Origin of the sequence: Algoriphagus machipongonensis (genome assembly GCF_000166275.1) — a bacterium.
Taxonomy (GTDB): Bacteria; Bacteroidota; Bacteroidia; order Cytophagales; family Cyclobacteriaceae; genus Algoriphagus; species Algoriphagus machipongonensis.
Window position 1 is genome coordinate 2,099,619 of the sequence record NZ_CM001023.1, and the last position, 26,724, is coordinate 2,126,342.

The following is a 26,724-nucleotide window of genomic DNA, read 5'->3' on the forward strand; positions in this document are numbered from 1 at the left end:
CTATGTTTAGATCTATCATTAAATTGATAAGAGTCAAGCACTGGATGAAAAACATGTTTGTTTTTCTTCCAATGTTTTTTGCTGGTGCCTTTTCTTTGATTTTTCAAAGTGAGGTAATTTTACTTTTTGTTTCTTTTTGTTTAGCTGCATCATCCATTTATATTTTAAATGACATTGTAGATGTAGAAAATGATCGGCTACATCCTAAAAAAAAGAAAAGACCGATTGCTAGCGGTGAAATTCCAATAAAAACGGCTTACGTCATTTTAGGGGTGTTTTTTCTTGGCTTTGTAAGCACATTATTATTTCTAGGGAGTTCGGCTTGGTTTGTTCTGGGGTATTTTGTCATGAATATTCTATACTCTTTTTACCTAAAGAATATCTCATTGGTGGATGTTTCCTGTATAAGTCTAGGTTTTGTTTTGAGGGTTATGGCAGGAGGTAGCGAAGCTGGAATATATGTTTCGCACTGGATGATTATTTTGATCTTCTTATTAACCATTGCCTTAGCCTTTGCTAAAAGAAGGGATGATCTGGTAATAGATGATAATAGAACTGTTTTTCGAAAGTCAAGCAAAGGATATTCTTTAGCTTTTCTAGATATTGCTAAGGCCATATCTTTTTCTATTACGCTTATTTCCTATATTCTATATTCCATTTCTCCAGAAACTGTAGCGAGTTTAGGCACAGATAAAATGTACATTACATCTCTTTTCGTATTTCTGGGAATCATGAGGTATTTGCAGATAACCATCATAGATAGAAATTCTGGCTCGCCTGTAGAGGTACTTTTAAATGATAGATTCCTTCAAATTAATATCTTGATTTGGTTCGGGATTATGGCATATTTCATCTATGGTTAAGATTTCTAATTGGGGATTATATCCTAAAATTGATGCCCAAGAAACTAGTCCGGCAAGTGTTTCTGAAATTCAAAAATACCTGAACGAACATCAAGATTTCATCCCAAGAGGAAATGGAAGATGTTATGGAGATAGTTCTTTAGCAAAAGAAATTTGTTCCACCCTAAAGTTGAATAAGTTCATCTCATTTGATAAAAAAGAGGGGATTATTCAATGCGAATCAGGAGTGATGCTCAGTGATATTCTAAAAGTAGCGGTACAAAAAAAATTCTTTTTACCAGTTACCCCAGGAACTAAATTTATCACTATTGGAGGCGCCATTGCATCCAATGTCCATGGTAAGAATCATCATAAAGAAGGAGCTTTTTCCCAGTTTGTACTGGCTTTTGAACTCCTTAAAGAAGATGGAGAAATCCTGCATTGCTCGAGAGAAGATAATCCTGACTTATTTAGAAAAACCATTGGCGGAATGGGCTTAACAGGAGTGATCTTAACTGCTACCATCCAATTAAAGCCAATTGAGACATCTTATATTCGTCAAAAAGCCATTAAGGCTTCTTCAATTGATGAATTGATGGATTTGTTTGATCAATACCAAGATTATACTTATTCAGTGGCATGGATAGACTGCCTAAAATCTGGTAAGAATATGGGGAGAGCTATCCTGATGCTCGGGGAACATGCATCTAAGGAAGAAATCAAAGGTCTAAACATCAAAGATCCATTGTCTCTTCACTCAGAGAAACAATTTAAAATACCTTTCTCATTTCCTTCTTTTACCCTGAATAGTTTAACAATATCAATTTTTAATTTTTTATACTATTCAAAGCAGCAGAAGAAGGAAGTTAATAATATCATCCATTACAACCCCTATTTTTATCCTTTGGATATCCTTTCCAACTGGAATCTCATTTACGGTAAAAAGGGGTTTGTACAATATCAGTTTGCGATTCCTTTTGAAAATGGACGAGAAGGGATGAAGAAAATTCTTAATAAAATTTCAGAATCAAGGACTGGTTCTTTTCTAGCGGTTTTAAAAACTTTTGGAGAAGCAGATGAAGTTTCTTCTTCTCTTTCATTTCCCATGAAAGGCTACACTCTTGCCTTGGATTTTAAAGTAAATGCAAAAGTTTTGAATTTACTGGAAGAGTTGGATCAAATCGTCTTGCAATATGGAGGGAAACTCTATTTGGCGAAAGACTCCAGGATGAGTAAAGAACTATTTAAAAAAACATACAGCCTAAATTTTTCACACCCAGTAAATTTTAACTCTTTACAATCTCGACGATTAGGAATATGAGTCTACAAAATTCTTTAAAGCCATATCTACTTTCTATGGTTTTAATTATCCTGGCTTCCATTATGGTCTATTTTACCAATGGGAGGTCATTATTGGGTATAGATGATGCCAACATATACATGGTTTATATGAGAAATTTCTCGGATGGCTATGGCTTTGTTTACAATATAGGAGGGGATAAAGTCCAAGGGTTCACCTCTTTACTTTGGACATTAATAGGTTCTTTAATGTTTACTATCTCTTCTCAGCCGGAGATTTTACTCCTGATATTGAACACCTTGATTGTGACATTTGCACTAGGTCAAATAATAATTTACATCCAGAAAAATCTAACCCGTATTCCAGAAAATAAATGGATCTATATCCTCTTGTTTTTTGGATTTCTATTAGTCATCCCTGGCTATTTTGAGTGGACTATTTTTTCACTTTTAGAAACCGGTTTATGGAGTGCCTTATTGACAGGATTTACCTTAAACATACTGAATGACTCTAAAAGAAAAGACCTGAAAGCTGTGGATCCTCTTTTTGCTGTGATGCTAGTAATTTCTTTAATAACCAGACCGGAGTCTATGCTTTGGGGTTTATTCTTTTTGACTGCCAAAGCCTTTCTATACATTAAATCAAAAAGCTTTACTCCTAAATCCTTTATAGCATTTGGAACCTATTTATTGATTTTTAGTATTGGACTGGCAATAGTGCTGACTTGGAGAACTATTTATTTTGGCTACCCTCTTCCCAATACTTTCTACGCTAAAGTTTCTGAGGATATTTTCAGTAATTTATTCTACGGTATTTTCTATTTGTATAGAATATTTTTGGATAATCCACTGATGATTTTGATTATCTTCATCTCCATCTATTTTTCTTACAAATCAATTATTAAAAATAAGATTAAGTTTGATTTTGATCTTATTTTTCTCACGCTGATTTTAGGTGTCACTCTATTTATTCCGATTTATACGGGTGGGGATCATTTCACCTATTCTAGATTTTTGCAGCCCACTTTGCCTTTGATCTATCTTTTGTTGATGTATTGTCTGGATACTTATGGCGAAAAGGTTTCCTTCAAAGCCGCAGGGACGGCAATAGCGTTTGTTAGCTTTATCCCTAATGCCAACTTATATGAGAATATATTGTATCAAACATCGCCTCTGGCTCATGAATGGGGTTTGGCAAAAGGTGGAAGATTAGAAGGAGAAAGATTAAATGAGTTTTTCAATGAGCTTGACACCTTGCCTTCACAAGGAGTACTGACAGCAGGGGGAGTGGCTTATTCTTATCGGGGTGAAACAAATGATTTGCTGGGATTGAATAATGAAGAGATGGCACATGCAGATGAAGATAGAGATCTAGAGGGACCTAAAAACCATAGTGGTTTTGATAAAGAAGTTTTTTATAATCAAGAACCTGATTTATTCTTCTTGTCTGGTGGTTTCTATGATGAGTCAGAAGCTGAGTACCTTACATCCCTTGAGGTGGGAGATTTCTCTGCAGAAGTTTTTAAAAATATTTATGAAGATGAGAAGTTCAAAGAAATGTATTCAGCGGTTTTGATAGACAATCCTAATTTGAATTATTCATTAGCTGTATTTGCATCACGAGATTTTCTGGACGAACTCAAAGAAACCGATTTTATTATCAAAGAGCTAAGCGTAACTGTAGATGAGTAATGTATTGATTTTAGGGGCTGGATCTGATGTTGGAAAAGCCTGTGCGTACCTTTTTGCCGAAAAGGGATATTCTGTTACACTTGCATCTAGAAAAGTGGAGGAGCAGCAGAGAATCTCTACTGATATTCAAATTAGGCATGAAGTAGATTGCGAAAGCATTTATTTTGATGCGCTTGATTATTCGAGTCATGCTGCTTTTTATAAAGGGCTAGCTACTCAACCTGATACCGTGATTTCAGTTTTCGGATTATTGGGTGACCAAGGAGTTGCCGAAAAAGATTTTGACCATGCTGATCAAATAATCCAGTCAAATTTCACCGGTAACGTCTCTATTTTAGGAGTAGTTGCCAATGAAATGAAAAAACGAAAAAGTGGGACCATCATTTGTGTTTCGTCTGTTGCAGGGGAAAGAGGGAGGAAGAGCAATTACTTCTACGGAGCCTCAAAGGCAGCATTGACGGCTTTTTTATCAGGCTTAAGAGCACGCATGTTAAGTAGTGGTGTCCATGTGGTGACGGTTATTCCGGGATTCATTAAAACTAAGATGATTGATGGCCTTGAAACCCCAGCTCCTCTCACAGCTCAACCTGAGGATGTGGCCAAAGCTATATTTAAAGGACAGGAAAAAAAGAAGAATGTGGTTTACGTCTTGTATTCATGGAGATGGATCATGATGATCATAAGAAATATCCCAGAATTTATTTTTAAGAAACTTAATTTGTGAGCAAGAAGGCTGTTGCATTTTTTGACTTTGATGGGACAATTTCCCACAAAGATTCCTTTCTCGAGTTTTTAATTTATGCAGGAGGATATTTTAAGTTTCTAACTTGCCTGTGCTACAATTCTATTTATATACTTCTTAAACTTGCAGGAGCGTATCCAAATGATCTACTCAAAGAACGATTCTTTTCATTTTTCTTTAAGGGGAAAGAGGAAAGTGAAATAAAGGGGCTGGGTAAGAAGTTTGCAAGCAAAGAACTTCCAAATCAAATTTACGATGCCGCTAAATTCTTATTGGACTGGCATTTAAAGGAAGATCATGAAGTCGTTATTTTAACGGCCTCTTCATCCATTTGGCTAGGGCCTTGGGCAAAAGCAAATGGTTTTAATTTTATAGGAACTACTTTTGAATCCATAAATGGGAAGTTGACTGGGAAAATAAAAGGGAAGAATTGCTACGGAGCTGAAAAACTAAATAGAATTAAGCATTTGCTTGAAGAGTACCCTTTTAACTTGAGGTATGCTTATGGAGATAGCAAGTCAGATCAATACTACTTGGACATTGCTAAGCATAGCTTTCTGTTTCCATTAACAGAGAAAAATGTTAGAAAAAAAATACCCTACTTTCCGAAAAAAATAACAATAACTAAAACATAGAAAATAGTTACGAATGAATCCATCTTTTAAAATTCAAGGCAGAAGCATTGGTTATGATTTTCCTCCACTGGTAATAGCCGAAATTGGGATTAATCATGAAGGTTCGCTGCAAGTAGCCAAGGAAATGGTTGATGCAGCACAAAGGGCTGGAGCCGAAATGGTAAAGCATCAAACGCATATTGTGGAGGATGAAATGTCAAGTTCAGCTAAAAAGACGATTCCCGGCAATGCGAAAGAAAGTATCTATGAGATCATGGAGCGTTGTGCCTTAAATGAAGAAGATGAGTTGGCTTTAAAAGAATATGTAGAGTCAAAAGGAATGATTTTTATTAGTACCCCATTCAGTAGGGCTGCTGCAGATCGATTGATCAAGTGGGGTGTTCCTGCTTTCAAAATCGGTTCCGGAGAATGTAATAATTACCCCTTATTGGAACATATTGCTTCTTTTGGAAAACCCATCATTATGAGCACAGGGATGAATACCATTGAGAGTATTCAAAAAGCGGTTGCGATTTTAGAAAAACATAAGGTTCCTTATGCTTTACTTCATACCACTAATTTATATCCCACTCCCAACCACTTGGTAAGACTAGGTGCTATGGTGGAGGTACAGAATGCTTTTCCAAATGCCGTAGTCGGGCTTAGTGATCATACCCTATCCAACCATGCATGTTTTGGAGCAGTAGCTCTAGGAGCCTCTATTTTGGAGCGGCATTTCACTGACCACATGGAAAGAAAAGGACCTGATATTGTGTGCTCAATGGATGAAAAAGCTTGCGAGGAACTGATCGAAGGCTCTAAAATCATTCAATTACAAAGAGGAGGGAAAAAAGGACCTGCCGATGAGGAAAAAGTGACTATTGATTTTGCTTTTGCCACCATTTGCACCATCAAGCCAGTTCAAAAAGGAGAAAAATTTACCAAAGACAATATTTGGGTAAAAAGACCTGGTAAAGGAGGGATTTTAGCGGAGTTTTATGATGAAGTTCTTGGGAAAACAGCTACAGAGGATATTGCAGTGGATACTCAAGTAGGTTGGGAAAATGTCGGAAAATAAAAAAATAGTCTTCCTTACCGGGACAAGAGCAGATTTTGGGAAACTAAAATCTCTGATTGAAATCACTAGGAATGAACCAGGCTTTGAGGTTCATATTTTCGTGACAGGGATGCATATGCTTCCCGAATACGGGTATACTTTGAAAGAAGTGGAGAAATGTGGTTACGCTAATATTTACCCTTTTGTGAATCATACCCATGAGCAAACCATGGATTTGAGTTTGGCAAGAACAGTGGAAGGATTTAGTAATTATGTCCGCAGTTTAAGCCCAGACTTGATTGTGATCCATGGAGATAGAATTGAAGCTATGGCAGGAGCCATTGTAGGGGCACTAAATAATATTTTGGTAGCTCACATAGAAGGGGGAGAGGTTTCAGGAACCATAGATGAGTTAATCAGGCACTCGGTCTCCAAGATGAGCCATATTCACTTTGTGTCAAATGAAAAAGCAAAGGATCGTTTGGTTCAGATGGGAGAACAAGAAACTTCCGTTATGGTCATAGGTTCTCCGGATGTAGATTTGATGCTGTCTGAAAATCTCCCAAGTATTGAAAAGGTAAAAGAATATTACAAGATCCCCTTTGATTCTTTTGGACTGGCGATGTTTCATCCTGTGACAACGGAGGTGACTACAATGGCTCAATATGCAAAGGACTTTGTGGATGCAATAATAGATTCTGGGGAGAACATGGTTGTGGTGTTTCCCAACAATGATTTGGGGTCCTCTTTTATCCTAAAGGAATATAAGCGATTGGAAGCCCATGATCGCTTTAGGGTTTTTCCATCCATCCGCTTTGAGTATTTCTTGACTTTGTTGAAAAATGCTCAATTCATGGTTGGAAATTCCAGCGCAGGAATACGAGAGGCACCTTACTATGGAATCCCTGTTGTAAATATTGGAACAAGACAACAAAATAGAGCCTTGCACCAGGATATTATTAATTGTGGCTATGCGAAAAAAGAGATATTGTCTGCCCTAGAGGCCACAAAGGATTGTGACTTCGAAAAAGAGGACCTATTTGGCGATGGGAGAAGTGATCAAATGTTTTTGGAATCACTGAAAAAACCAGCTTTTTGGACCTTATCAAAGCAAAAACGGTTCATCGATTGGATAGGGAAATAGTAATGCTTCCTTGATTTAGAAATTGAAGGCCCTTTTCGGGCCTTTTTTTGTGTCTACTTGGCTTATTAATTGACTAAATAAAAAGCTTTAATTAATTCGATTTTCTACAATTAGAAAAAGAAGTTTAGAATACTTAAAAAAGGGGACAAAATTCCCTTACTTTGGATGGTAAAAGATTAATTTTATACATCAAAGGCGTAAAACAGCTGATGAATGTGTGAAATAAGAGGAACGAAAGCCTTGGGTGGAATGATTGTTGCTTTTTGGCTGCATTAGACCAAAGTTCTTCAAATTATAGAGCAGATTTACGAATTGATTCATACTCGATCATATAAGATGTTTTTCCAAGAGGAAAACAAAGCGATGTTACTTTGTATCAAAGTATTCCTGCTTTGTGTATTCTTATTTTTATCTGTCAAACCATCTTTTTCCCAAACTATCCCAAGAGCAGGCTTTCCGTATTGTGAAGGGTTTTTGAATCCACAATCTGACGATCCAAATAATATTCGCTTTACTGTTGCAAAAGGAGATAAAGTGAATTATGGTGCAAATTCTACTGTGACATTTAATCCAAGAGATATAAAATTTACAGGGAATGGAATTCGACTAGTTGAATCAGAAGATAACCTAAGAGGATATCTTTTTGTTGATTTGCCCTTTTCTCCTACATATGGAATTAAAACTTCTTTTGAATATTTTATTCATACTCCTTCTGCTTATGGTTTAGGAGATGGGTTTAGCTTCTTTTTATTTGATGGAGATATTGATGCAAGTACTTTTGAAATTGGTGGTGTAGGAGGAAGTTTGAGTTATGCGCCTCACGGAGGAAATAATAGTGGTAACCCGTTTTCAGGAACTTATAATTATACATCGGGTGGATTAAAGGGAGGCTACTTAGGAATTGGTTTTGATGTTCTCGGTAATTTCGGGAATTTCCAGGAAAAGAAATTTGGGGGTTTTCATAACCCAGATCAATTCAATTTTAGTACTCCAAATGATGAAATTCGATTTTACCCAAATGCAATTACAATTAGGGGACCTGTTGATCCTGCAGATTTAACTCGTCAAAATGGCAACCCACCTCCAATCATAGATACTACCAATCCAACTTATGATAGCTATCAATTTGTGGATGGAGGAATAGTAAATTATGACCCTTCATATACTTACCCGATTCCATATATTGATGATAGGGCAAAGAATGGTTCAGGTGATTTGTACAATAACCCAACAACCAAATCAGAATATTTTTTGCCAGACAGTGAGATGTTTAATCTTGGGTCAAATTTAGTGCCTTCAAATTTTAATTGTACTACTCGACCGATTGGTTATAGAAAGGTTTTTATTGATTTGGAGCCAACAAATAACCCCGCTGTACCTTATAGGATTTCGGTTTATATTTTAAAAGATAACGATCCAGCTCCAATAAAAATTCTTGATTCTGTAAACTACCCTTATCCAATTGCGGCAGATGCTACTTTGAAATTGGGTTTTGCTGCATCAACGGGCGGTAGTTTTTATAGTGCGATTGATATTAGAAATGTGGCTGCTTTGGTTTCAAGTGTTGGCGATGATAAGAAACCCACGCCACCAGAGTTATTTAAAGAAATATGTGTTGAGGATCAAGATCAAGTTGAATTTCCTTTTTGCGTGACTCTAGCAGATCAAAATACCTTTATCCAGTGTATTCAATTAATGGATGATTTTGAAGCTGCAGATAATGACTTCTCTGATGACTTTTTTAATTGTGAGCAACCAGGTTTCTGTAACCAAAGATGTCTGGATGGCTTGAAATTATTAGAAGTATTCGATGAAAATAATGACTTGATAGGTACCTTTAAAGCTGATTTAAGTGATAATGTTAATGTAGGAGAGTTTAATGAGGCTAATATTATTTTTGAAAGAAATCCAGCATCAACTTTTTATGGAACTATCACTAAATACTATAAAGTGGTTGATAACTTCGGTCTGGAATCAGATGCGATTCCAATCACAATAACCATTAACCCAAAACCAAGAATTGTTTTTGAGGGAACACCAACAGATCCTACTTGCGGAGGACAACTTGACGGATCATTGATTGGGGTAGAAATTGATAGATTATCTGACGATTTTATTATTGAATTTTATGATGGTTCTGGTAACCCAGTCAATTTTACCCAAACTAATTTGGTTGAAGGTGCAGATAAGTATTTCACTGCTACTTATGATTTAACAGGATTAGATTTAGGTCAGATTTTCGTAAGAGCTACAAACCCAAGTTCAGCAACATTAGGGCCCGTTTGTGATGTGAATAATGTGCCAGATCCCAATCCCTGCTTGTTGGAAGATGAATTGGTTTATGAATTTACCCAAGTTAGAGGTACTCCCGTAGAGCTCAATCCTTACGATGATATTATTTGTGAAGGAAATGATGCTACGGTTAGTCCTTCTGTAGACCCTGTTTTTAATCCGAATGGTTTAGATGTGCCATTTAGGTGGTATACTGATGAAAATGGAAGTAATGAAATATTATCTGGGAATGCCACCATCGACGGAACACCTGTAACTGTTGATATTGCAAATGATGGTACACTCACTGTCACAGGACTAACAGCCGATGGACTGAATCCCAAAACTTATTCCTTCTATGTTGAAACTGATTTTCAGGATAATGGAGCAGGTATAGGGAATTTTTGTCCTTATGTGGGTACAGTAACATCTATAGCAACATTTACTGTTTACCCTGCCATAGACATTCAGATCGTGGAAACCCCAGATTGGTGTAGGGAAGGCGCTGGATCTATTCAAGTTACTGCACAAGGTGGGACAGGAAATAAGGAGTTTTTCCTTTATGAAACAGGAAATGCAAGCCCAATACAACAAAGTGGTAGTATTCCAGCAGATAACTATACTTTCTCAGGCTTATTGCCTGGAGATTATGAAGTGGAAGTTCTTACACAAAATCCAAATTGTACAAACCTTGTCTCACCAATAACTATTGAGGGGCCAGCAGAAAGTTTAAGTTTAACTCCTGGAAGTATTACAGAAGAATTTTGTGACTTACAAAATGGAGCATTGGAATTTACTCTTACGGGAGGAAATATGCCTTATAATTCGATAAGTGTAGGAGGAGTAGATATAAATACCTTAGATTTTACTCAATCTGGAGACACTTATTCAGTCACAGGCCTTACAGGACAGACTTATTCTATTGAGGTAGTCGATGCTCAAGGTTGCCCAGTTAGCATATCAATGGATGTTCCAAAAGAGGATCCGTCTGAATTTGGTACCATACCTGATGAGATATGTGAGGGCCAAACTGCCACCGTACAAGCAGATATTATTAACCAATCTAGTTCTACGCCTACCTTTAATTGGTTTGCTTCCGATGGGGCAGGAGGGTATCAGCAAATTACTACGGGTTCTAATTTTGATGGTGGATCATTTACATTTGACGCCGCGACAAACTCCATGTCAGTAGCTGGTTTGGCTGCTTCTAATACCCCGTACACTTATTATCTTCAAGTAACGGGACCAAAAGTTTGTGATCAAAGTTACCTGCCAGTAGAAATATTAGTGAATTTCGGTCCAGAAATGGATGACCCTTCCTTGACCATGGTGACCTGCTTTGGAGGAAGTGATGGAACAATCCAAGCCTCAATACCTTCAGGAATCATTGCTGATTTTGAGTTTAGTCTTCTGGGAGATAATGGTGTAGATAGACCCTTTGCAGCTAATAATGGCCTTTTTGAAGATCTTTTACCCGGCAACTACACATTGACTATACGAAATGCTGAAGGTTGTTTTTCCACCAAGGATAATTTAGTGATTTCTGAGCCTACCGAAATTCAAATTCAAACGGTAAATACCATCGATCCAACTTGTGGAGAGAATAATGGAGTTTGGAATTTTACGATTGCAGATGGTACCCCTGACGCTAATGGAGAATATGTAATCAGTATTGATGGAACTCCGCTCGCTTCTTTAAGTGCTGATTTGACGGTAAATGCTACCAATGATTTTACAATTTCAAATCTTTCTCCCGGTATACATACAGTAAGTGTAACTGATGATAATGGTTGTCCAATGGAGGCCACTGTAGATTTGGTTGCCCAACCTATACCTGTATTTGAAACAAATGATGTGACGATTTGTGAGAATGATTCATTCGCTACTCTTTCTCCTATTATCGTTGATCCAGCAGGCTCAAGTCCTGTGTTTACATGGGCTTACGAGGATACTGCAAACCCTGGGACTTACATTGATATCAATAATAATGATGTAATCAATGGAGCTACCCATACTTTAGTAGGGGATGATCTTCAAATTGAAGGTTTATCAAATGCTGATTCTCCTTATCAATATTTTCTAAAAGTTTCTGGGAATCTGGTTTGCCCTGAAGCTCCAATTCCTGCTCAGGTTTCAGTGTTAAAATTGCCTGAAGTAGTTTTTGAATCTGAACCTACTTCTTGCTTTGAAGGAAATGATGGTAAGATCAGTCTTATTTCCAGTGACCCTGATGTCAATATGACTTATACTTTGGTGGAAACTGGGGAGAGTAATCCTACTGGGAATTTTGTTGGACTTTCTGCTGGTACTTACACAGTTGTTGCCCAAGAAAATGGAGCCCCATGTGATAATCAATTTACTGTTGAGGTTACTCAGCCAGAGGAACTGCAGTTATTAAATGAATCTAAAATTGACCCAACTTGTGATGCAGATAATGGCTCCATTTCTTTTGATATTATTGGAGGTACTCCAGAATATGAGGTAGAAATCAATGGTAGTTCAATTGATACCTTTGATCATAGTGTCACTGGAGATACTTATGAAATTAAAAAACTAGCCCCTGGAACATACTCCATTTCTATTCTTGATGCCAATGGTTGTCCATTAGATAGACCGGATTTATTTACACTAGTAAATGATGCTGGAATTGATGTCACTATAGATCCTATTGCCGAAGAAATTTGTGAAGGCCAAGAAGTTACTTTAACGCCTGTTTTCCAAGCCACGCCACCAGTAACACCAACTTTGAATTGGTATAAAGATCAAGCTTTATCAGAATCAATTACATCCAATGCTACTGCTGATGCAGATGGTTTAATTTATCAAATATCAAATGGAGCACTGACTGTCTCAAACCTTCCAGCTGGAGATTACACGTATTATCTTGAAATTTCAGGTCCTGGAATTTGTACTTCCGTCGAAGAAGTATTAGTGACAGTATATCCAGAATTAAGGGCTGATATAGTGGTGACAAATGAAACATGTTTCCAAGCGTCAGATGGAACCATCACTGCAAACCCATTAGGTGGAAATGGGAATTATGAATTCAGTTTTAATGGCTCAACATTCTCAAATGTGAACTCATGGACTGATTTAGCCCCTGGTACTTACACAATATCCATAAGAAATGATATCGGTTGTACTTATACTGAGGATGTGGAAATAGTAGGTCCTTCGGCTCCAATACAAGTCAATACTCCTTCTTTTATCAGAAGTTCATGTAATTTGGACAATGGAAGTATTGAAGACTTGGTGATAACTGGAGGCACTCCTGATTATGCAATCGAATGGAGAAAAGGAAGTGCTACGGGCACTGTAGTGCCAGGTGACGAAACAGGAGCAAGCAATTTGGCTCCCGACACTTATTTCTTAATCGTATCAGATCTTGCGGGCTGTTCAGAGACTTTCACTTTTGAAGTAGAGGCTTCCTCTGACCCTGTCTATGATATTGTTCCACCGATTAACGAATGTTCAGGAAGCCCAGTGCTTATTCAGCCTGTTCATTTAGCTCCTGATCCTAGTTTGCCACCAGCAGCTGCTACAGAAGTCAAATGGTACAAATCTGCCGGCCAAGTGGATGAGATCAGTGATGGTGCAGATGCTGTAAATCCTGATGTTGTTTATACCATTGATGATTCTGATTGGATAAACCCAGAGTTGACCATCGAAGGATTACCCGCAGGCCAATACACCTATTACTTCTTTGTGGTTTGTACTGGTCAGGAAATACCTGTGGAAATTGAGGTGTTTGATACTCCTGAAGTGGTGTTTGAAACTAGCCCAGAAACGTGTTTTGGAGATAATAATGGTAAAATAAATTTAGTATCCGGTGATAACCCTGCCTATACCTATCAATTGGATTCTGATTCGCCAGGATCTTTGGCTGAGTTAGAGGCTAGAGATTTTGCCCCTGGCACCTATAGCATAACAATAGCCACACCTGCAGGCTGTGCTCAAGTATTAACGGTGGAGGTAGAAGGTCCTACTGCCGCTTTGGAGGTAGAAGATCTTGAATCCATAAATCCTGGCTGTGGTGCTGCAAATGGTAAAATTGAATCTGTAATTTCTGGCGGTTGGGCTCCTTATGAAGTAGAGTTATTTAAAGATGGGGCTTCCTTCTCTACTCAGTCAGTGGATGGCCCAGATATCAAAATAGATGGATTGACTATTGGGGAATATTACTTAACTGTAACAGATGCCCAAGGTTGTCTAGTTACTTCCACAGAGGTGACTTTGATTGACGGCCCAACCCAAGTACTGATTGATGATGTGGATATTTGCGTAGGAGAGACAGCTACCTTATTTCCAAGTATAGATCCTGATGCATCACCTGTTACTTACGAATGGTTCTATGACAAAGCTGCACTAAACCCTATCCAAGTAGACGGAACTCCAGATTCCAATGGATTTTCTTTTAATCAAACCAATTCTGGAGCATTGGAGATTTCTGGAATGGGATCGAGTTCAAGCCCTTTCACATTCTATGCAACTGTGGATGGAACGAGTATTTGTCCAGGATTTGTAGGTGAAGCAACTGTGACGGTTTATGAAGTTCCTACCGCCAGTGCATCCGTAGTAGAGGAGGCTTGTTTTGGAGAAAATGGGCAGATAACAATTTCGGCATCCGGAAACTCCGAAAATTATACGTATAGCTTAAATGGTGCTGATCCTGTTAGTGATCCTGTTTTCAGTGTTCCCCCGGGGATTTATGAAGTAGAGGTAATTACTCCAGCGTCCTGCAATGTTTTAGTAGAAAATATAGAAGTAAAAGGTCCAGCTGCTCCTATTGAAGCACTTAATGTTCAAGTGGAGAGCCCTACCTGTGATCTAGATATTGGCCTAATCAGTTTTGATGTTTCAGGTGGATATGAATCCTATACCGTTGAAACATTTAAAAATGGAAATTCAATTGATGTTCAGACACTTGCAGCCCCCGGTGTATTCTCAATTTCTAATTTGGGTATAGGAACATATAGTTTTGAAATATCAGATATTGGTGGTTGTGTGGTGACGGTGGACACTCCAATTGAATTGGAGGAAATGCCAACCATAATTACTGCAAATGATGAGAATATCTGTGAAGGCGAAACAGCAACATTGACGCCTTCTGTGCCATCCAATATTAGCAACCCTCAATTTACATGGTATTTTGATGAGAATGCCACTCAGGAAATTTCCTCTGGAACGCAAGCTGGCATTGATTATCAGATTGATTCTAATGGCGAGCTTTCGGTGACTGGATTGTTGACATCCAATAGCCCGACAACCTATTATGTGCTTGCTGAAGGAGTAGGAATCTGCGGGGTGTCACCAAAAGCTGTCAATGTTACTATCAGCACGATTCCTAACTTAAAAGTGTCTAACCCATCTATTGTTTGTGATCCGAGTGGGACAGTTGATCTGACAGACTTTATTGAAGGGTTTAACCCAAATGCTTATGATTACGATGTGACCTCTCCATCAGGAGTAGCGCTTAGACTTGATGAACTTGAAGAAGTGAGCCAATCAGGAGATTACCGTGTAAGCAGCAGCTTAAAAGGTACTTCTTGCTGGAATGCACCACAAAGGATTAAGGTGGTCATCGCGGATTCACTATTGGAGGCTGATTTCCAATATGAAGTTGATTTGGGAGGAGGTACCGTCTTGACAAATGGTGAAATTCAGATTCAGGAGCCCGTCCAATTTGAGGATTTAACTGTTGGGAATGCTGTTATATGGAATTGGGATTTCGGTGATGGAGGATCAAGTTCTGAGCAGAACCCATTACATAGCTACGAATCCAAAGGAACCTATACCGTGACTCTTACTACGATTGATTCCATTGGTTGTCAATCTGAGTTCCAAATGGTGGTGAATGTGTTTGATGATTATAACGTGATGATTCCGAATGCATTTACCCCAGACGGTCAAAAGAATCAATATTTCAAACCTTATTACCGAGGTATTGCCTCCATGGATTTCTATATTTTCAATACTTGGGGTGAATTGATTTATCACGCCACTTCTTTGGAAGATTTAGGCTGGGATGGCACCTTAAATGGATCTGCGGTTCCGAATGGAAACTATGTTTACAGAGGTACTTTTGTCACCAGGTCCGGAGAAAAACTAGATAGATCAGGTGTTTTTGTCTTGATTAGATAATGCCGATTAGTCACAAATTCAAAATAATTCTTTTCAAATGAAGATCGTTGCGGTAATTCCTGCCAGGGGAGGCTCTAAGGGTGTTCCTGGGAAAAATATTAAGTTACTGGGAGGTAAGCCATTATTAAATTATACTGCAGAGCTGGCTTTGAGCTCGAAGCTTATAGACCAGGTCATCTTAAGTACAGATTCCGAAGAAATAGCAAGCGTTGGTAGAAGTGCTGGAATTGAAGTTCCTTTTATTAGACCATCTCATTTAGCAGAAGATGCCACTCCAACTTTACCTGTTATTCAGCATGCTTTGGATTTCTTATTAAAAAGAGGGGGTCAGGTGGATGCGGTTTGCTTATTGGAAGTAACATCTCCATTTAGAACTATTGAATTTCTGGAGGCGGCTATTCAGAAATTTATTAATTCGGGTGCTGATTCATTGGTGTCTGTTCTACCGGTTCCTGCCACCTATAATCCCCATTGGGTATTTGAACCCAATGAAAATGACTATTTAAAAATAGCAACAGGGGAGGAAGAGATAATTCCACAAAGACAAGCCTTGCCAAAAGCCTATCATCGTGATGGAAGTATTTACTTGACCAAAGCAGCAATAGTCGCAGGAGGATCCTTGTATGGCAAATCTATGACCTATTTAGAGAATGATCCAAGGGCTACTGTAAACATAGATACTATGGAAGATTGGGAAGAAGCAGAAAACCTGCTATCCCAAAATGATGCTACAAGTTAAAATCTCTCCATAACCATAGCAGTCATTCATTATCAGAAAAGGTATTTCCGACGAATTATTTGCTTAATAATCGGATCAGGATCCATTTATATTTGATGAGAAGATTAGGTTCTAGTACTCAAAACTTGAATATATTAGTATTTAATACCTAATTTCGAGTTTGGATAATTTCAAGTTTTAATGATTCTCTCGCACCTCATAGTTTTTTTAATCTTATTATTATTAGCTCTGGTTTACCAGAGGTTAGCTATCAGGTTCAAAATCATAGACATACCTAACAACAGAAGTTCGCATACCATCCCCACGGTTAGGGGAGGAGGGATTCTTTTTCCAACTGCCGTCATCCTTTGGTGGATGGCTTTTGATTTCCAAAACACCTGGATGATTATTGGAATTCTCTGGGTAGCGGCGATTAGTTTATTGGACGATTTATATTCTTTGTCAAGAAGTATCAGGTTTGGAGTGCAGTTCCTAGCTGTTAGTTTGGCCTTTTATGATTTGGATTTATTTAATCAGGTATCCTGGATGGCACTGCCTATTTTTTATTTTCTGGCTTTGGGTACCATTAATGCCGTAAACTTCATGGATGGAATCAATGGCCTCACAGGCTTGTATTCCTTAGTGTTTATGGGGAGTATGCTTGCTGTGAATGTATACACTCCCATTTTTGATCGTGAGCTTATTCAATATGAAATTTTGGCAATCAGTGTTTTTCTGATTTTCAATTTTAGGAAAAAAGCAATGATGTTTGCCGGAGATATTGGAAGTATCACGATTGCTTACCTAATGATTTATTTCCTTACTAAATGGTATTTGGAAGTTCAATCATGGACAGTTCTATTGTTCTTGCTGGTATATGGGGCAGATTCCATGTTGACCATCATACAGAGATTGTTGAAGAAGGAAAATGTTTTAAAGCCCCATAGATTACATCTTTATCAGATTTTGGCAAATGAAGGGAAAAATGATCATGTTCTCATTGCAATATTTTACGCAGTGCTGCAGATCATGGTGAACTTTTTACTGTTTTTGCGCTACAAGACCCTACCACCGGATGATTTGTCGGTAACTGTGATTGTGGTTTTCGGTCTATTATACCTTTCTTTTAAGACCTACCTACGAAAAAAATACAAACTTCTCTAGGGAAGGAATTGCAAAAGCTGGATAGAAAAATAAAAAAACCGCAGGAAACCCACGGTTTTTTAATAAAGGCCTAGGCCTTTTAAAACTTAACGCTCTACAAAGTAAATGACTTAAATCCATTAAAAAAATACCCAAAATTGGGTATTTTTTGGCCTTTTTGGGTCAAAACCAGACAGCTTTCACACCTTTTTTTGCTTCTATTTAGGTTTTAGGATGGTTTGAATTCATTTTATCAATTCAATATTGCAGAGTTTTTAAAAAGTAGATTTTACAGGGATGGTTATTCAGATGGAATTCAAAATTCATTCAATGAATAAGTATTAAAAACTAAAATACCTGTTTAATGATTAGGTATTTATAAAAGCCGAACTAGGGATTAAAGATTGAAAAATTGAAGAGATTGGGCTTTTAGGGAAGTTTAATTTTGGCCTTATTATTTTACCCTTTTGCATTTTATCAAGGTGTTTTATCAATTCTGACTCATTTAATGCAAAATCTTTGTTGCCGTTCTCCAATAGATGTCACCGCCAACAGGCTGTTTCTAATTATTAACAAAAAGGATCAGGGAATTGGTATGAGTTTTGCCCTTTAATCATCTGTTTTTATTTACTTTGTAGCAAATTTGCCAGAAGGTAAAATCCCTGAAGCAAATCCTAAAAACACCTTAAAATTTAATCAAACCCCCAAAATGAAAGAAAAGTTATTCTCTTTTACCATCAACCGCTCTCTGGTTATTGCCTTGGTAGGTCTGTTGGCTCTGGGTGCATGTAAGAGTAAGAAAAAAGCCGCTGCGCCGGCTCCTGCTCCTGCACCAGTTGAAACTGTAGAGCAAGCTCCGCCACCGCCGCCGGTAGCTTCTGCTGAAGAAGTCGCCGCAGAAAAGCTGGAGAATTACTTCAACAGTGTAGCTGCTTCTGGCAATGCTTCCATGGCAAATCAATCCATTCAGGAAACTTTGTCTATGTTCTCCAATCAAGAAACTCCGGTTTTGATTGTGATCCATGAAGAAAATGGAATCAAGGATTATGATGAGCCTACGACCATCAAAAGATACCTTGAGTATTTAAAGGATACCAAGAAAAACCTGAATTACATCTCTGACATTCGTCTGGATGCTAATGGAAAAGTTTCTGAACTGGAACTTAGAAGAAAATAATCTCCCATTTGAAAATTTGATTTGACATGAAAAATAAAATGATTCTTATGCTGGGCCTGTTTTTAGCCACGGCAGTAAGTGTATTTGCTCAGGCAGATGATATTAGCCCTTCTAGGAAGCAGGCAATTGACTCCCTGGCATTAGAGAAAGTAAAAGATCTTAGTAAATATATCAGCATCATCGGAAGTAAAGAGACTCAGTTTTCTGAAGCTAACCGTGTGATGGACAGAGCGGAAGAACTTTTCGCACCAGGAGCTGAAATGGGAGTTTCCAGCATCAACTCAAACGAAATCGCTTACTACAAAGTGAGACGATATTTCGAAAGATTGATGGCTTTAAATTATGACAGAGTAAATATCACTTGGTATGATATCCAATATATTTCTGACCTAGAAAGGCAGCCTGATGGAAGATATGTAGGTGTGATCACCGTTTTTCAAAGATTTGAAGGTACTTCTATTGAGACAGGTATGAATTATAAGGATACCACCAAAAAGGATATTACTATTTACGTTGAGAAAAAACAGACTCAGATTGCTGGCCGTACCATCGAATTTTGGGATGTGATGCTTGGCGATGTAAGAGTTACTGAAACCTCCGCATGAGATTAATTCCCCTGATCTTTGCGTTGTTTATCGCAAACATTCTTATTGTCTCGGGGCAAGGTATTGGAAGCCCCGGGACAATCAAGGATGATGGTAAATTCGCAGCATCGACCAAACAACTCAATCAATTTTTTAGAAGATTCAACGGTGAAGAATCTCCCACTGACGGAAATGTCAGATATTATCCGGGTGATTCCCTTTATCGAAATACAAAACTTAGAGAAGGTTTTATCAAAGTCCTATTTGATAATCAAACTTCCTCAATCTCTACAGATTTAAAAGAGGAGTTTATTAAAAATGTCCTTTCGGATGTTTACCCTCAATACATAAATTTTCATAGGGAAGGCTGGATAGCTGAAGTCCAGGCAGATTTCCTTTTTAAAGGAAAAAGAGAAACGGCAACCATCATTTTAAAACTTCAACCGGAAGGTTTGGGGTATGAATGGGTATTTGATCGGGTAAGTTTTCCCCCTTTTAAGAACTTGTTCAATAAACCTGTGGGAGATTCAAAAGATTTTCTCCACCCTTTAAGCCATGAATTAGGCTTCATGAACCTCCGGAGAGCCTTTCAGGACTCCAAAGTTCCAGAGGCATTTACAAAATCAAGCTTCAAACCAGATTATTTGACACTATTTTTGTATGAGATGAAACAAAATAACATCCGTTTCCAAACTGTCACAGATGTCAAGTTTCATTTCTTCCAGATAGAAGGCTGGTATTTTGAAGTAAATCAATTTAATAGACCCGGTTTTAATACGGGCTGGTTGATCTCAAACCTGTTGAAATTAAGTCCAGGTGACAAGGAAACTATCCTGAAATACATTTATGATCAAGAATAAAGTATCCATATTCATTTTTCTTCTTCTTGGGCTGAATTTCAGTTCTTTTGGTCAAAACATCAAAGGATATACCCCAGAGGAAATAAAAGACTTTGAAGGGAAAGTTGAAGATCAGGTTCGTTTTTTAGAATACCTGCTCAATACTGTTGGTAATCAAGAAACCCCGGCAAGAGATAAAGATGTCGTCATCAGAGAAAGCTATCTAAAGATTTTCCGTGACGCTCAAGTCCAAGTGGAAGATGACCTTTTGATGGATAGGCAAGTGGTCACCAATAAAGATGTTACCGCCTACCTGAAGGATATTGAGTTCTTTTTTAATAATGTAAACTTTAAATTTAAAATCAGAGAGGTAAAACCTGCCCAAAAAGATAATGGGGATGTTTACTTTTTAGTTTCTCTGGATAGAACGATTACTGCCGCTGGCAAGACGGGAGAAGAAATCACCAATACCAAACCAAGGTTTGTAGAGGTGAACTTGGAAGATAAATCCCAAGAATTAAAGATTGCCAGCATTTACACCACCAAATTGAGTAGAGATGAAGAACTCATGGAATGGTGGGAGATTCTTGATACCAACTGGAAAGCATTTTTCAGAGATAAATTCCAATTGACAGAATATGATTCAATTGATGTGGATCAGTTGTACCGATTTGTAGGAATGGATTCCTTGGATATTTCGGGAACAGACTCCCTTTTAAGCCTCAAGCCATTGGAGGCTATGAGAGAATTGAAATATGTCAACTTAAGCAATACTCAGATTACCGAGTTGGGCCCTATTTCCAACGTAACTTTCCTTCAATACCTGGATGTATCTAATACCCCTACTTCAGATATTCAGTTTATTAAGTATTCGGATCGATTGAAACATTTGGATATCTCCAATACCAATATTCAGAACATTGATGAATTAGCCAATTTAAAGTCTTTAACTAGCCTTAGAGCTAATTATACACCCATCATGAGCTTTGCGGTTCTAAATGAATTTGATAGCCTCAAATCGCTTAGTATGGTGGAAAGCGGCTTTAATAACGCGGAGAATATCAAGGAACTGAATCATTTAACAGATTTGAATCTCAGTAGAAATTATTTGATCAATTTCACCGCCCTGGGAGATTTGAGTGCTTTGGAAGTGCTGAATTTATCTGAAACCAATATTCAGGATTTGAGCCCATTGGATAGTCTTGAAAATCTGGAAGTGGTAGACCTTACCTCAACTCAAGTGGCAGATATTTCTGTGTTGGACGACAAGCCTAATTTGGTGAAGGTATTGGTAGATCAGACAAAGCTTTCGGTCTTTGCAGCGGATAATTATATTAGAAAGAACCCAAAAGTACTTCTTATCCACCATATCAAGGATCTTGAGAGCTGGTGGTCTGGATTATCAGATGCCTGGAAAGAAACTCTAAAAGAGGCTAATCCTCAAATACGATCAAACAACCCTAATGTGGAAATTCTTACCCAGACCATTGGTTTGGAAGAATTGAATATGGCTGGAAAGGGAATTACAACTTTGAATCCGATTACGCGATTTGTCAAATTAAGAAAAGTGGATTTCTCTGATAATGAGGTGGCAGATTTGATTCCTTTATCCGAGGTAAAGACTTTGGTTGAGATTCTAGGTAAGAATACGCAGGTTTCTGATATTTCTCCTATCAAGAATAATGAACTCTTGGAAAGTATCAATCTGGAAGGCTCACCTGTAACAAGTATCATGGATGTTCTTGCCCTGCCTGAATTGACTTATCTAAATGTGAATGGTTCTCAGATTATGGAGGAAGAGGTTCCTGAAATATTAATTCAAAAACCTACTTTAAATATTGTTTATAGAACGGATGAGCTCTTTGCATGGTGGGAAGGACTGGATAATACCTGGAAGGTATTGTTACGTAGACAAAACTCTACACCAGAGAATCCAGATGCAGACCAGCTTCATGCCATGACAGGTAAGTCCTCCTTGGATTTTGAGAGAGTATCAGTCGGGAATATTGAGGCTTTAACAGTGTTTAGCAACCTTAGATCTTTGACAATTTTTGATGCTCCATTTATGAATGTAGAACCACTTTCTGAAATGAAACTCTTGAAGAGTCTGAGTATTTCTCAAGTGCCTGTTCAGGATTTTAGCCCAATCAGTAATTTGGTGTCATTGGAATCTCTAGATATTTCAAATACCGGTATTGAGGATTTAGATCCCCTGGAAAACCTGATTAATTTGAAAAAACTCAATATTTCAGGAACAAACTTGAGAACCTTGAAAGGATTGGAAGGACTGATATCTTTGGAAGAGTTGGATGTGGCTAGTACAAACCTACGTTCCTTGAGACCTATTCAAGGTCTTACTAACCTGAAAAAGCTTTCTTGCTTCAATACAAGAGTAAATAGCAGAGCCGTAGATAGTTTTAAAGAATCAGTTCCTGATTGCGAAGTCCGGTATTATTAAGAAGGGTGAAAATAAAAGGGATAAAAAAATGTTAGAAAAAATCCCTTAATGTTGGTTCCATAAAAAATTATGAGAAAAGTTGCTTAATCACCCTGACATAAAGGTATATAGTAGCAATGAAAAAAAAATACCCAGTACTGGGTATTTTTTTGTTTTAAGTAAGGGTATTTATCCACAAAATAATACTTTGGCGTTAAATCATTGTATTTTGTAGTGTTGGTGTTTTTAGCTGATAGTCAATTTTCAGAAGTGAAAAAAAACAAAAATCAAGGTGTTCGAGTGGTTTTGCTAGTATCAACTCTGCTTTGTCTATGCTTGATTTTAGTTGGAATCAATAGAGGATTTGATGTTACTGATGAAGGATTGTACCTGCTTTTGATAAACCCAGTTCAAGAGAATGAAGGTGCCTTTTTTAATTATGACCTTTTTTTTAAACTCATTTATCAGATAAGTTCAATTGATTTTGGAATAATAGGTTCTAGATTAATTCGTCTGATATCTTACTCATTAGGAGCATTTTTTTGTGCCTTGTTTTGGAAAAACATTCATGAACAGGAAGATTTCAACTGGGATGTCTTCATGGTGAGCCTTCTGGCCATCTTTGGAGGTTACTCTTTTTTACCTCCCAGTCTTTCCTATAACTCACTTTCTGTAGTGCTTGCCTGTATCTGGTTGTATTGCACTTCAATCAAGGGTGAAAAACTTCAGAAATACATATGTTTAGGAATAGTCCTAGCATTGATGGCATACGTCAAAATCACAGCATGTATTTCCTTAAGCTTTCTTACGATTTTAATTTTGCTTTGGAGGAAAGAGTTAAAACTGAAGGGGATTCTCTTTTTGGTTTTGCCAGTACCAATTTTAGAATTGGTCTTTTATTTTTTTCTGGGTGAATCCCTGCTTACTCGAATTAATACATCTTTGTCGATAATTCAAGGAAGGCCTGATTATGATTGGTATCTTCTTTTAAAGCATAATTTGGTAGGAATCTTTTGGTTTTCCATGGTCTTCCTACCCGGTTTTATCCTGTCAAAATGGATCAAAATTAACTTTAAGGCAAAGTTTTTTTTATTGGCTGTAATCGTCATTATCGTATTTTATTTCACTAAAATCACTGCAGAATGGACGCATTTAGTAATGCTAATTTCAGCAGCATTTCTTTCTTATGTGCTTGGTCAAATACAATGGACTAAGATTTCTAGCCTACATAAGCAATTGATATTGGTTTTGATTTGTATCCCATTTGCCTTACACCTAGGGTCTAATGTGTATTGGATGCGTTTGGCAATCCATTATTGGTTGTTTTGGGTATTAGCAATTCTGCTAGTATGGCCCCATTTTAAAGAAGTTACTTTAGGTTTTTCAAGCACATTAGCTACTGTAGCCTTTATACTTGTATTCGCAGGGAGATGGTTTCAACCTTTTGAAGGAATTCCTCTTTGGGAAAGCAATACTAAATGGGAGTATAGACAGGGTAAGAACATCTATTTATCAAAAGAAATGGTTGATGTGTTGAGGGATTTAAAAGAAAAAACAAACGTGATTCCTGAAGGTGAGTTGATTGCCGTTTACAGAAATGCGGGTTGGTTGGTTCTACTTAATAGAACTTCTCCCTTTAACCCGGGGATTTGGGATAAGGAACAATTGATTTTTCACTTTTCTAAATTTCCGAAAGGAGTGGAGGGAATTATTTACTTTCCATATCAGGAGCTTCCTAAGCTTAACTTAGCAGATTATTTAGTAAATAGGTATCAGCTAAAGCAAGGTGAAATGAATTTATTAGTTAAAAAACAGTGAAAGATTTTATTAAAAAGAATTTATTCATTTTTTGGGTTACGCTTTTCTCGATCTTCACCTTGATTATTTGGTTTCTTCCTTGGCGATTTCAGGTTAACGATGACCAAGTGATGATGTGGTTGGTGTCGGGAGCTTATACAGGAACTCCTGAGTCCTATGCTGTCTATATTCACCCCTTTCTAAGTTGGACATTTTCAAAACTTTATATTCTGTCTCCAACAACCCCTTGGTATCCATTGACCTGGTTTTTGGTGGTTTATTTTTCTTTTTTGAGTCTAATAAAAGTCCTTTCAATCAAGATTATCCCATTCTTTCAACAACAGTTTATGGCAATTTTGATTTGCCTGATATGTATTCACTTTCTTTTCTTTTTGCAATTTACCCAGGTAGCAGGAATAGCGTTTCTGGCGGGTTTAATTCTGTGTATTAACTCGGGTGCTAAGTCATTAAATTATTTATTGTCAATAACCCTAATGTCCCTAGCCTTTTTGATTCGGTATGAGGCAGTCTTGTTGGTGACAATTGGGGCAAGTTTTTATTTTTTAATTGTTTATAGGTATGCCGAACTCAAGAAATTAGCATTTATGTTTTTACCAATAGTTGGGATCGCTTTACTTCTTTTTTTCTCGAAGTTTTATTGGGAGAAAAATTCAGAATACTCAAAATTTCTTCAATTTAATAAAGCTCGATCGGGTGTTTTGGATCATCCCGCATTTCATAGAATATTAATTGAAAACGAGATTTCGGAGGACTCTAAATGGTTTTTCTTTTCTAGATGGTTTTTTGAGGAAGGAGAGCTAGCTACACAGGACTTAATTGAATATAAATCAGAGCTTGATCAAATGTTATTTTCCTTGGATCAGGTTGCTGAAACCTTTAGGCGAACAGCCAAGATTCAAATGGCTGAGGCTTTTAAAAGTTTTATTTCCTTATTGATTTTAGGTTTATTATTCTTTTATGGAAAGAAAAAAGTGGTCACTTTCACTATTGTTTGGCTACTTGTACTTCTTGTTTTGAGCCATTTTTTTATTTTTTATGGAAGAGTGACAATATTATTTTTTCTTGTTTTGCTTATTCCTTTGATTCTGGACTCTTCATTTTTCGGGAAAGAAAACTATTGGAAATGGGGTATTAGTCTTTTGGTTTTTGCATTAATTTTCCATTCAATTAATTTTTTGAAAGAAGGATATGGAAGGAAGATTATGAGAAGTGAAATAACAGAATTAACAATGAATACTTCAGCATCTGAACCAATATTCATAGAAGGGTATCAAGTACATATGTTTGGATTAAACTATAATCAATTTAATCCTTCTCCATTTATTATTCAAGGGTGGATTTCAAGGTCTCCGTTCCAAGAAAAAGCACTTAAAAGGTTTAATGTTTCTAAAATTAGTAAGCTTGGTACTTTTTCCCTTCTTGCTATCCAAATGGATGAACCACTTGTATTTCCGGATTATATGAAAAGTTTGAATCCCAACATTCATAGAGTTTCTTTTACAACTAGCCCGAACTTTCAATTCCTTCAGTTCAAATCAGATCCTTATTGAAATTATTAAATCAGATTGAAGATAATTTGGTATTACAATTCTACCGAGTAAATTTATTACTCAGTCAAAAGTAGTTTTTAATTTCCTTTGAATATTACTAGTTCAATACTTTAAGTCAATGTCCTAGTAGTAGATCTCCCCTCCGCGATAGCTATCGGGAAAGGGGGCTTGGGGATTGGGAGTGAAAGGGCGAAGCTGAAATAGTTGGGGATTATTAAGGGGTTAATTGTTGTTGGTTGTAAAGTTCAAATGTTGATAAACGTATGCTTATTGGGATTTACTTATTTAACATCTCCATTTTGATCTAACATACTCTTTAAAAGAATGAATTTTACCCCCTAACAAATTGTAATTATTAAGAAGATCTTCAGACTCCTGAGATAGGTAAGGGTAAAGTACTTTAATTTTCTCCAAATGGCTGATCGTTTCTAAGCAGCTTGCCTCAGAATAAACTAGAAATTTGATAAAATCATTTTTGTAGGACCTTCTGCCATATCCCTCTACAATATTGGTATTTACTGAATCTGAAGATCGCCTGAGTTGATTCCCTAATTCATAAAGTTCGTGCTTTGGAAGCTTTAAGGTAAATGGATGAGTTTTTAAAAATAGACTTAGGCTAATCTGATAGATATCAAGATCTTTATAGCTACTCATAA

General features: G+C 37.2%; 17 protein-coding genes. 16 read left to right on the plus strand and 1 reads right to left on the minus strand.

Features of this window, described 5'->3' with window-relative positions:
* The first annotated feature begins 2 nt into the window (after positions 1–2).
* The 16 genes from ALPR1_RS08880 (at position 3) to ALPR1_RS08955 (ending at position 26,068) form a co-directional block, all read left to right on the plus strand.
* Positions 3–863, plus strand: a complete 861-nt coding sequence (locus ALPR1_RS08880) for a UbiA prenyltransferase family protein (RefSeq protein WP_008200072.1) — start codon at positions 3–5, stop codon at positions 861–863.
* Complete coding sequence (locus tag ALPR1_RS08885; protein WP_008200073.1) at positions 856–2,163, plus strand: FAD-binding oxidoreductase; 1,308 nt, start codon at positions 856–858, stop codon at positions 2,161–2,163. The genes ALPR1_RS08880 and ALPR1_RS08885 overlap by 8 nt, the downstream gene beginning before the upstream one ends.
* Complete coding sequence (locus tag ALPR1_RS08890; RefSeq protein WP_008200074.1) at positions 2,160–3,833, plus strand: hypothetical protein; 1,674 nt, start codon at positions 2,160–2,162, stop codon at positions 3,831–3,833. The genes ALPR1_RS08885 and ALPR1_RS08890 overlap by 4 nt, the downstream gene beginning before the upstream one ends.
* Positions 3,826–4,557, plus strand: coding sequence for an SDR family oxidoreductase (locus ALPR1_RS08895; protein ID WP_008200076.1), 732 nt, complete (start codon positions 3,826–3,828; stop codon positions 4,555–4,557). Before ALPR1_RS08890 ends, ALPR1_RS08895 begins: the two co-directional genes overlap by 8 nt.
* Positions 4,554–5,210 (plus strand): HAD-IB family hydrolase, encoded by a 657-nt coding sequence (locus tag ALPR1_RS08900; protein WP_008200078.1) that lies wholly within the window; start codon positions 4,554–4,556, stop codon positions 5,208–5,210. Before ALPR1_RS08895 ends, ALPR1_RS08900 begins: the two co-directional genes overlap by 4 nt.
* Before the next feature lie 13 nt (positions 5,211–5,223).
* Positions 5,224–6,267, plus strand: a complete 1,044-nt coding sequence (locus ALPR1_RS08905) for an N-acetylneuraminate synthase family protein (protein ID WP_008200080.1) — start codon at positions 5,224–5,226, stop codon at positions 6,265–6,267.
* Positions 6,254–7,390 carry a UDP-N-acetylglucosamine 2-epimerase gene (neuC, locus tag ALPR1_RS08910; RefSeq protein WP_008200081.1) on the plus strand — a complete coding sequence of 379 codons (1,137 nt, stop codon included), beginning with the start codon at positions 6,254–6,256 and terminating at the stop codon, positions 7,388–7,390. The genes ALPR1_RS08905 and neuC overlap by 14 nt, the downstream gene beginning before the upstream one ends.
* Before the next feature lie 336 nt (positions 7,391–7,726).
* A complete protein-coding gene (locus ALPR1_RS08915) occupies positions 7,727–15,802 on the plus strand; it encodes a PKD domain-containing protein (RefSeq protein WP_008200082.1) in 8,076 nt (2,691 codons plus the stop codon).
* A gap of 37 nt (positions 15,803–15,839) precedes the next feature.
* A complete protein-coding gene (locus ALPR1_RS08920) occupies positions 15,840–16,541 on the plus strand; it encodes an acylneuraminate cytidylyltransferase family protein (protein ID WP_008200083.1) in 702 nt (233 codons plus the stop codon).
* Positions 16,542–16,721: 180 nt separating this feature from the next.
* Positions 16,722–17,684 (plus strand): MraY family glycosyltransferase, encoded by a 963-nt coding sequence (locus ALPR1_RS08925; protein WP_008200084.1) that lies wholly within the window; start codon positions 16,722–16,724, stop codon positions 17,682–17,684.
* Between the two features lie 688 nt (positions 17,685–18,372).
* Positions 18,373–18,840: a hypothetical protein gene (locus ALPR1_RS08930; protein ID WP_040303428.1), complete on the plus strand. Its 468-nt coding sequence runs from the start codon at positions 18,373–18,375 to the stop codon at positions 18,838–18,840.
* A gap of 26 nt (positions 18,841–18,866) precedes the next feature.
* Complete coding sequence (locus ALPR1_RS08935) at positions 18,867–19,445, plus strand: hypothetical protein (protein WP_008200086.1); 579 nt, start codon at positions 18,867–18,869, stop codon at positions 19,443–19,445.
* Positions 19,442–20,284: a hypothetical protein gene (locus ALPR1_RS08940; RefSeq protein ID WP_008200087.1), complete on the plus strand. Its 843-nt coding sequence runs from the start codon at positions 19,442–19,444 to the stop codon at positions 20,282–20,284. Before ALPR1_RS08935 ends, ALPR1_RS08940 begins: the two co-directional genes overlap by 4 nt.
* Positions 20,271–22,721, plus strand: coding sequence for a leucine-rich repeat domain-containing protein (locus ALPR1_RS08945; protein WP_008200088.1), 2,451 nt, complete (start codon positions 20,271–20,273; stop codon positions 22,719–22,721). The genes ALPR1_RS08940 and ALPR1_RS08945 overlap by 14 nt, the downstream gene beginning before the upstream one ends.
* A 249-nt stretch (positions 22,722–22,970) precedes the next feature.
* A complete protein-coding gene (locus tag ALPR1_RS08950; RefSeq protein ID WP_153231786.1) occupies positions 22,971–24,518 on the plus strand; it encodes a hypothetical protein in 1,548 nt (515 codons plus the stop codon).
* Complete coding sequence (locus ALPR1_RS08955) at positions 24,515–26,068, plus strand: hypothetical protein (RefSeq protein ID WP_008200090.1); 1,554 nt, start codon at positions 24,515–24,517, stop codon at positions 26,066–26,068. The genes ALPR1_RS08950 and ALPR1_RS08955 overlap by 4 nt, the downstream gene beginning before the upstream one ends.
* Positions 26,069–26,353: 285 nt before the next feature.
* On the opposite strand, the gene ALPR1_RS08960 is transcribed toward ALPR1_RS08955, so the two are convergent.
* Complete coding sequence (locus ALPR1_RS08960) at positions 26,354–26,722, minus strand: four helix bundle protein (RefSeq protein WP_008200091.1); 369 nt, start codon at positions 26,720–26,722, stop codon at positions 26,354–26,356.
* Positions 26,723–26,724 lie beyond the last annotated feature (2 nt).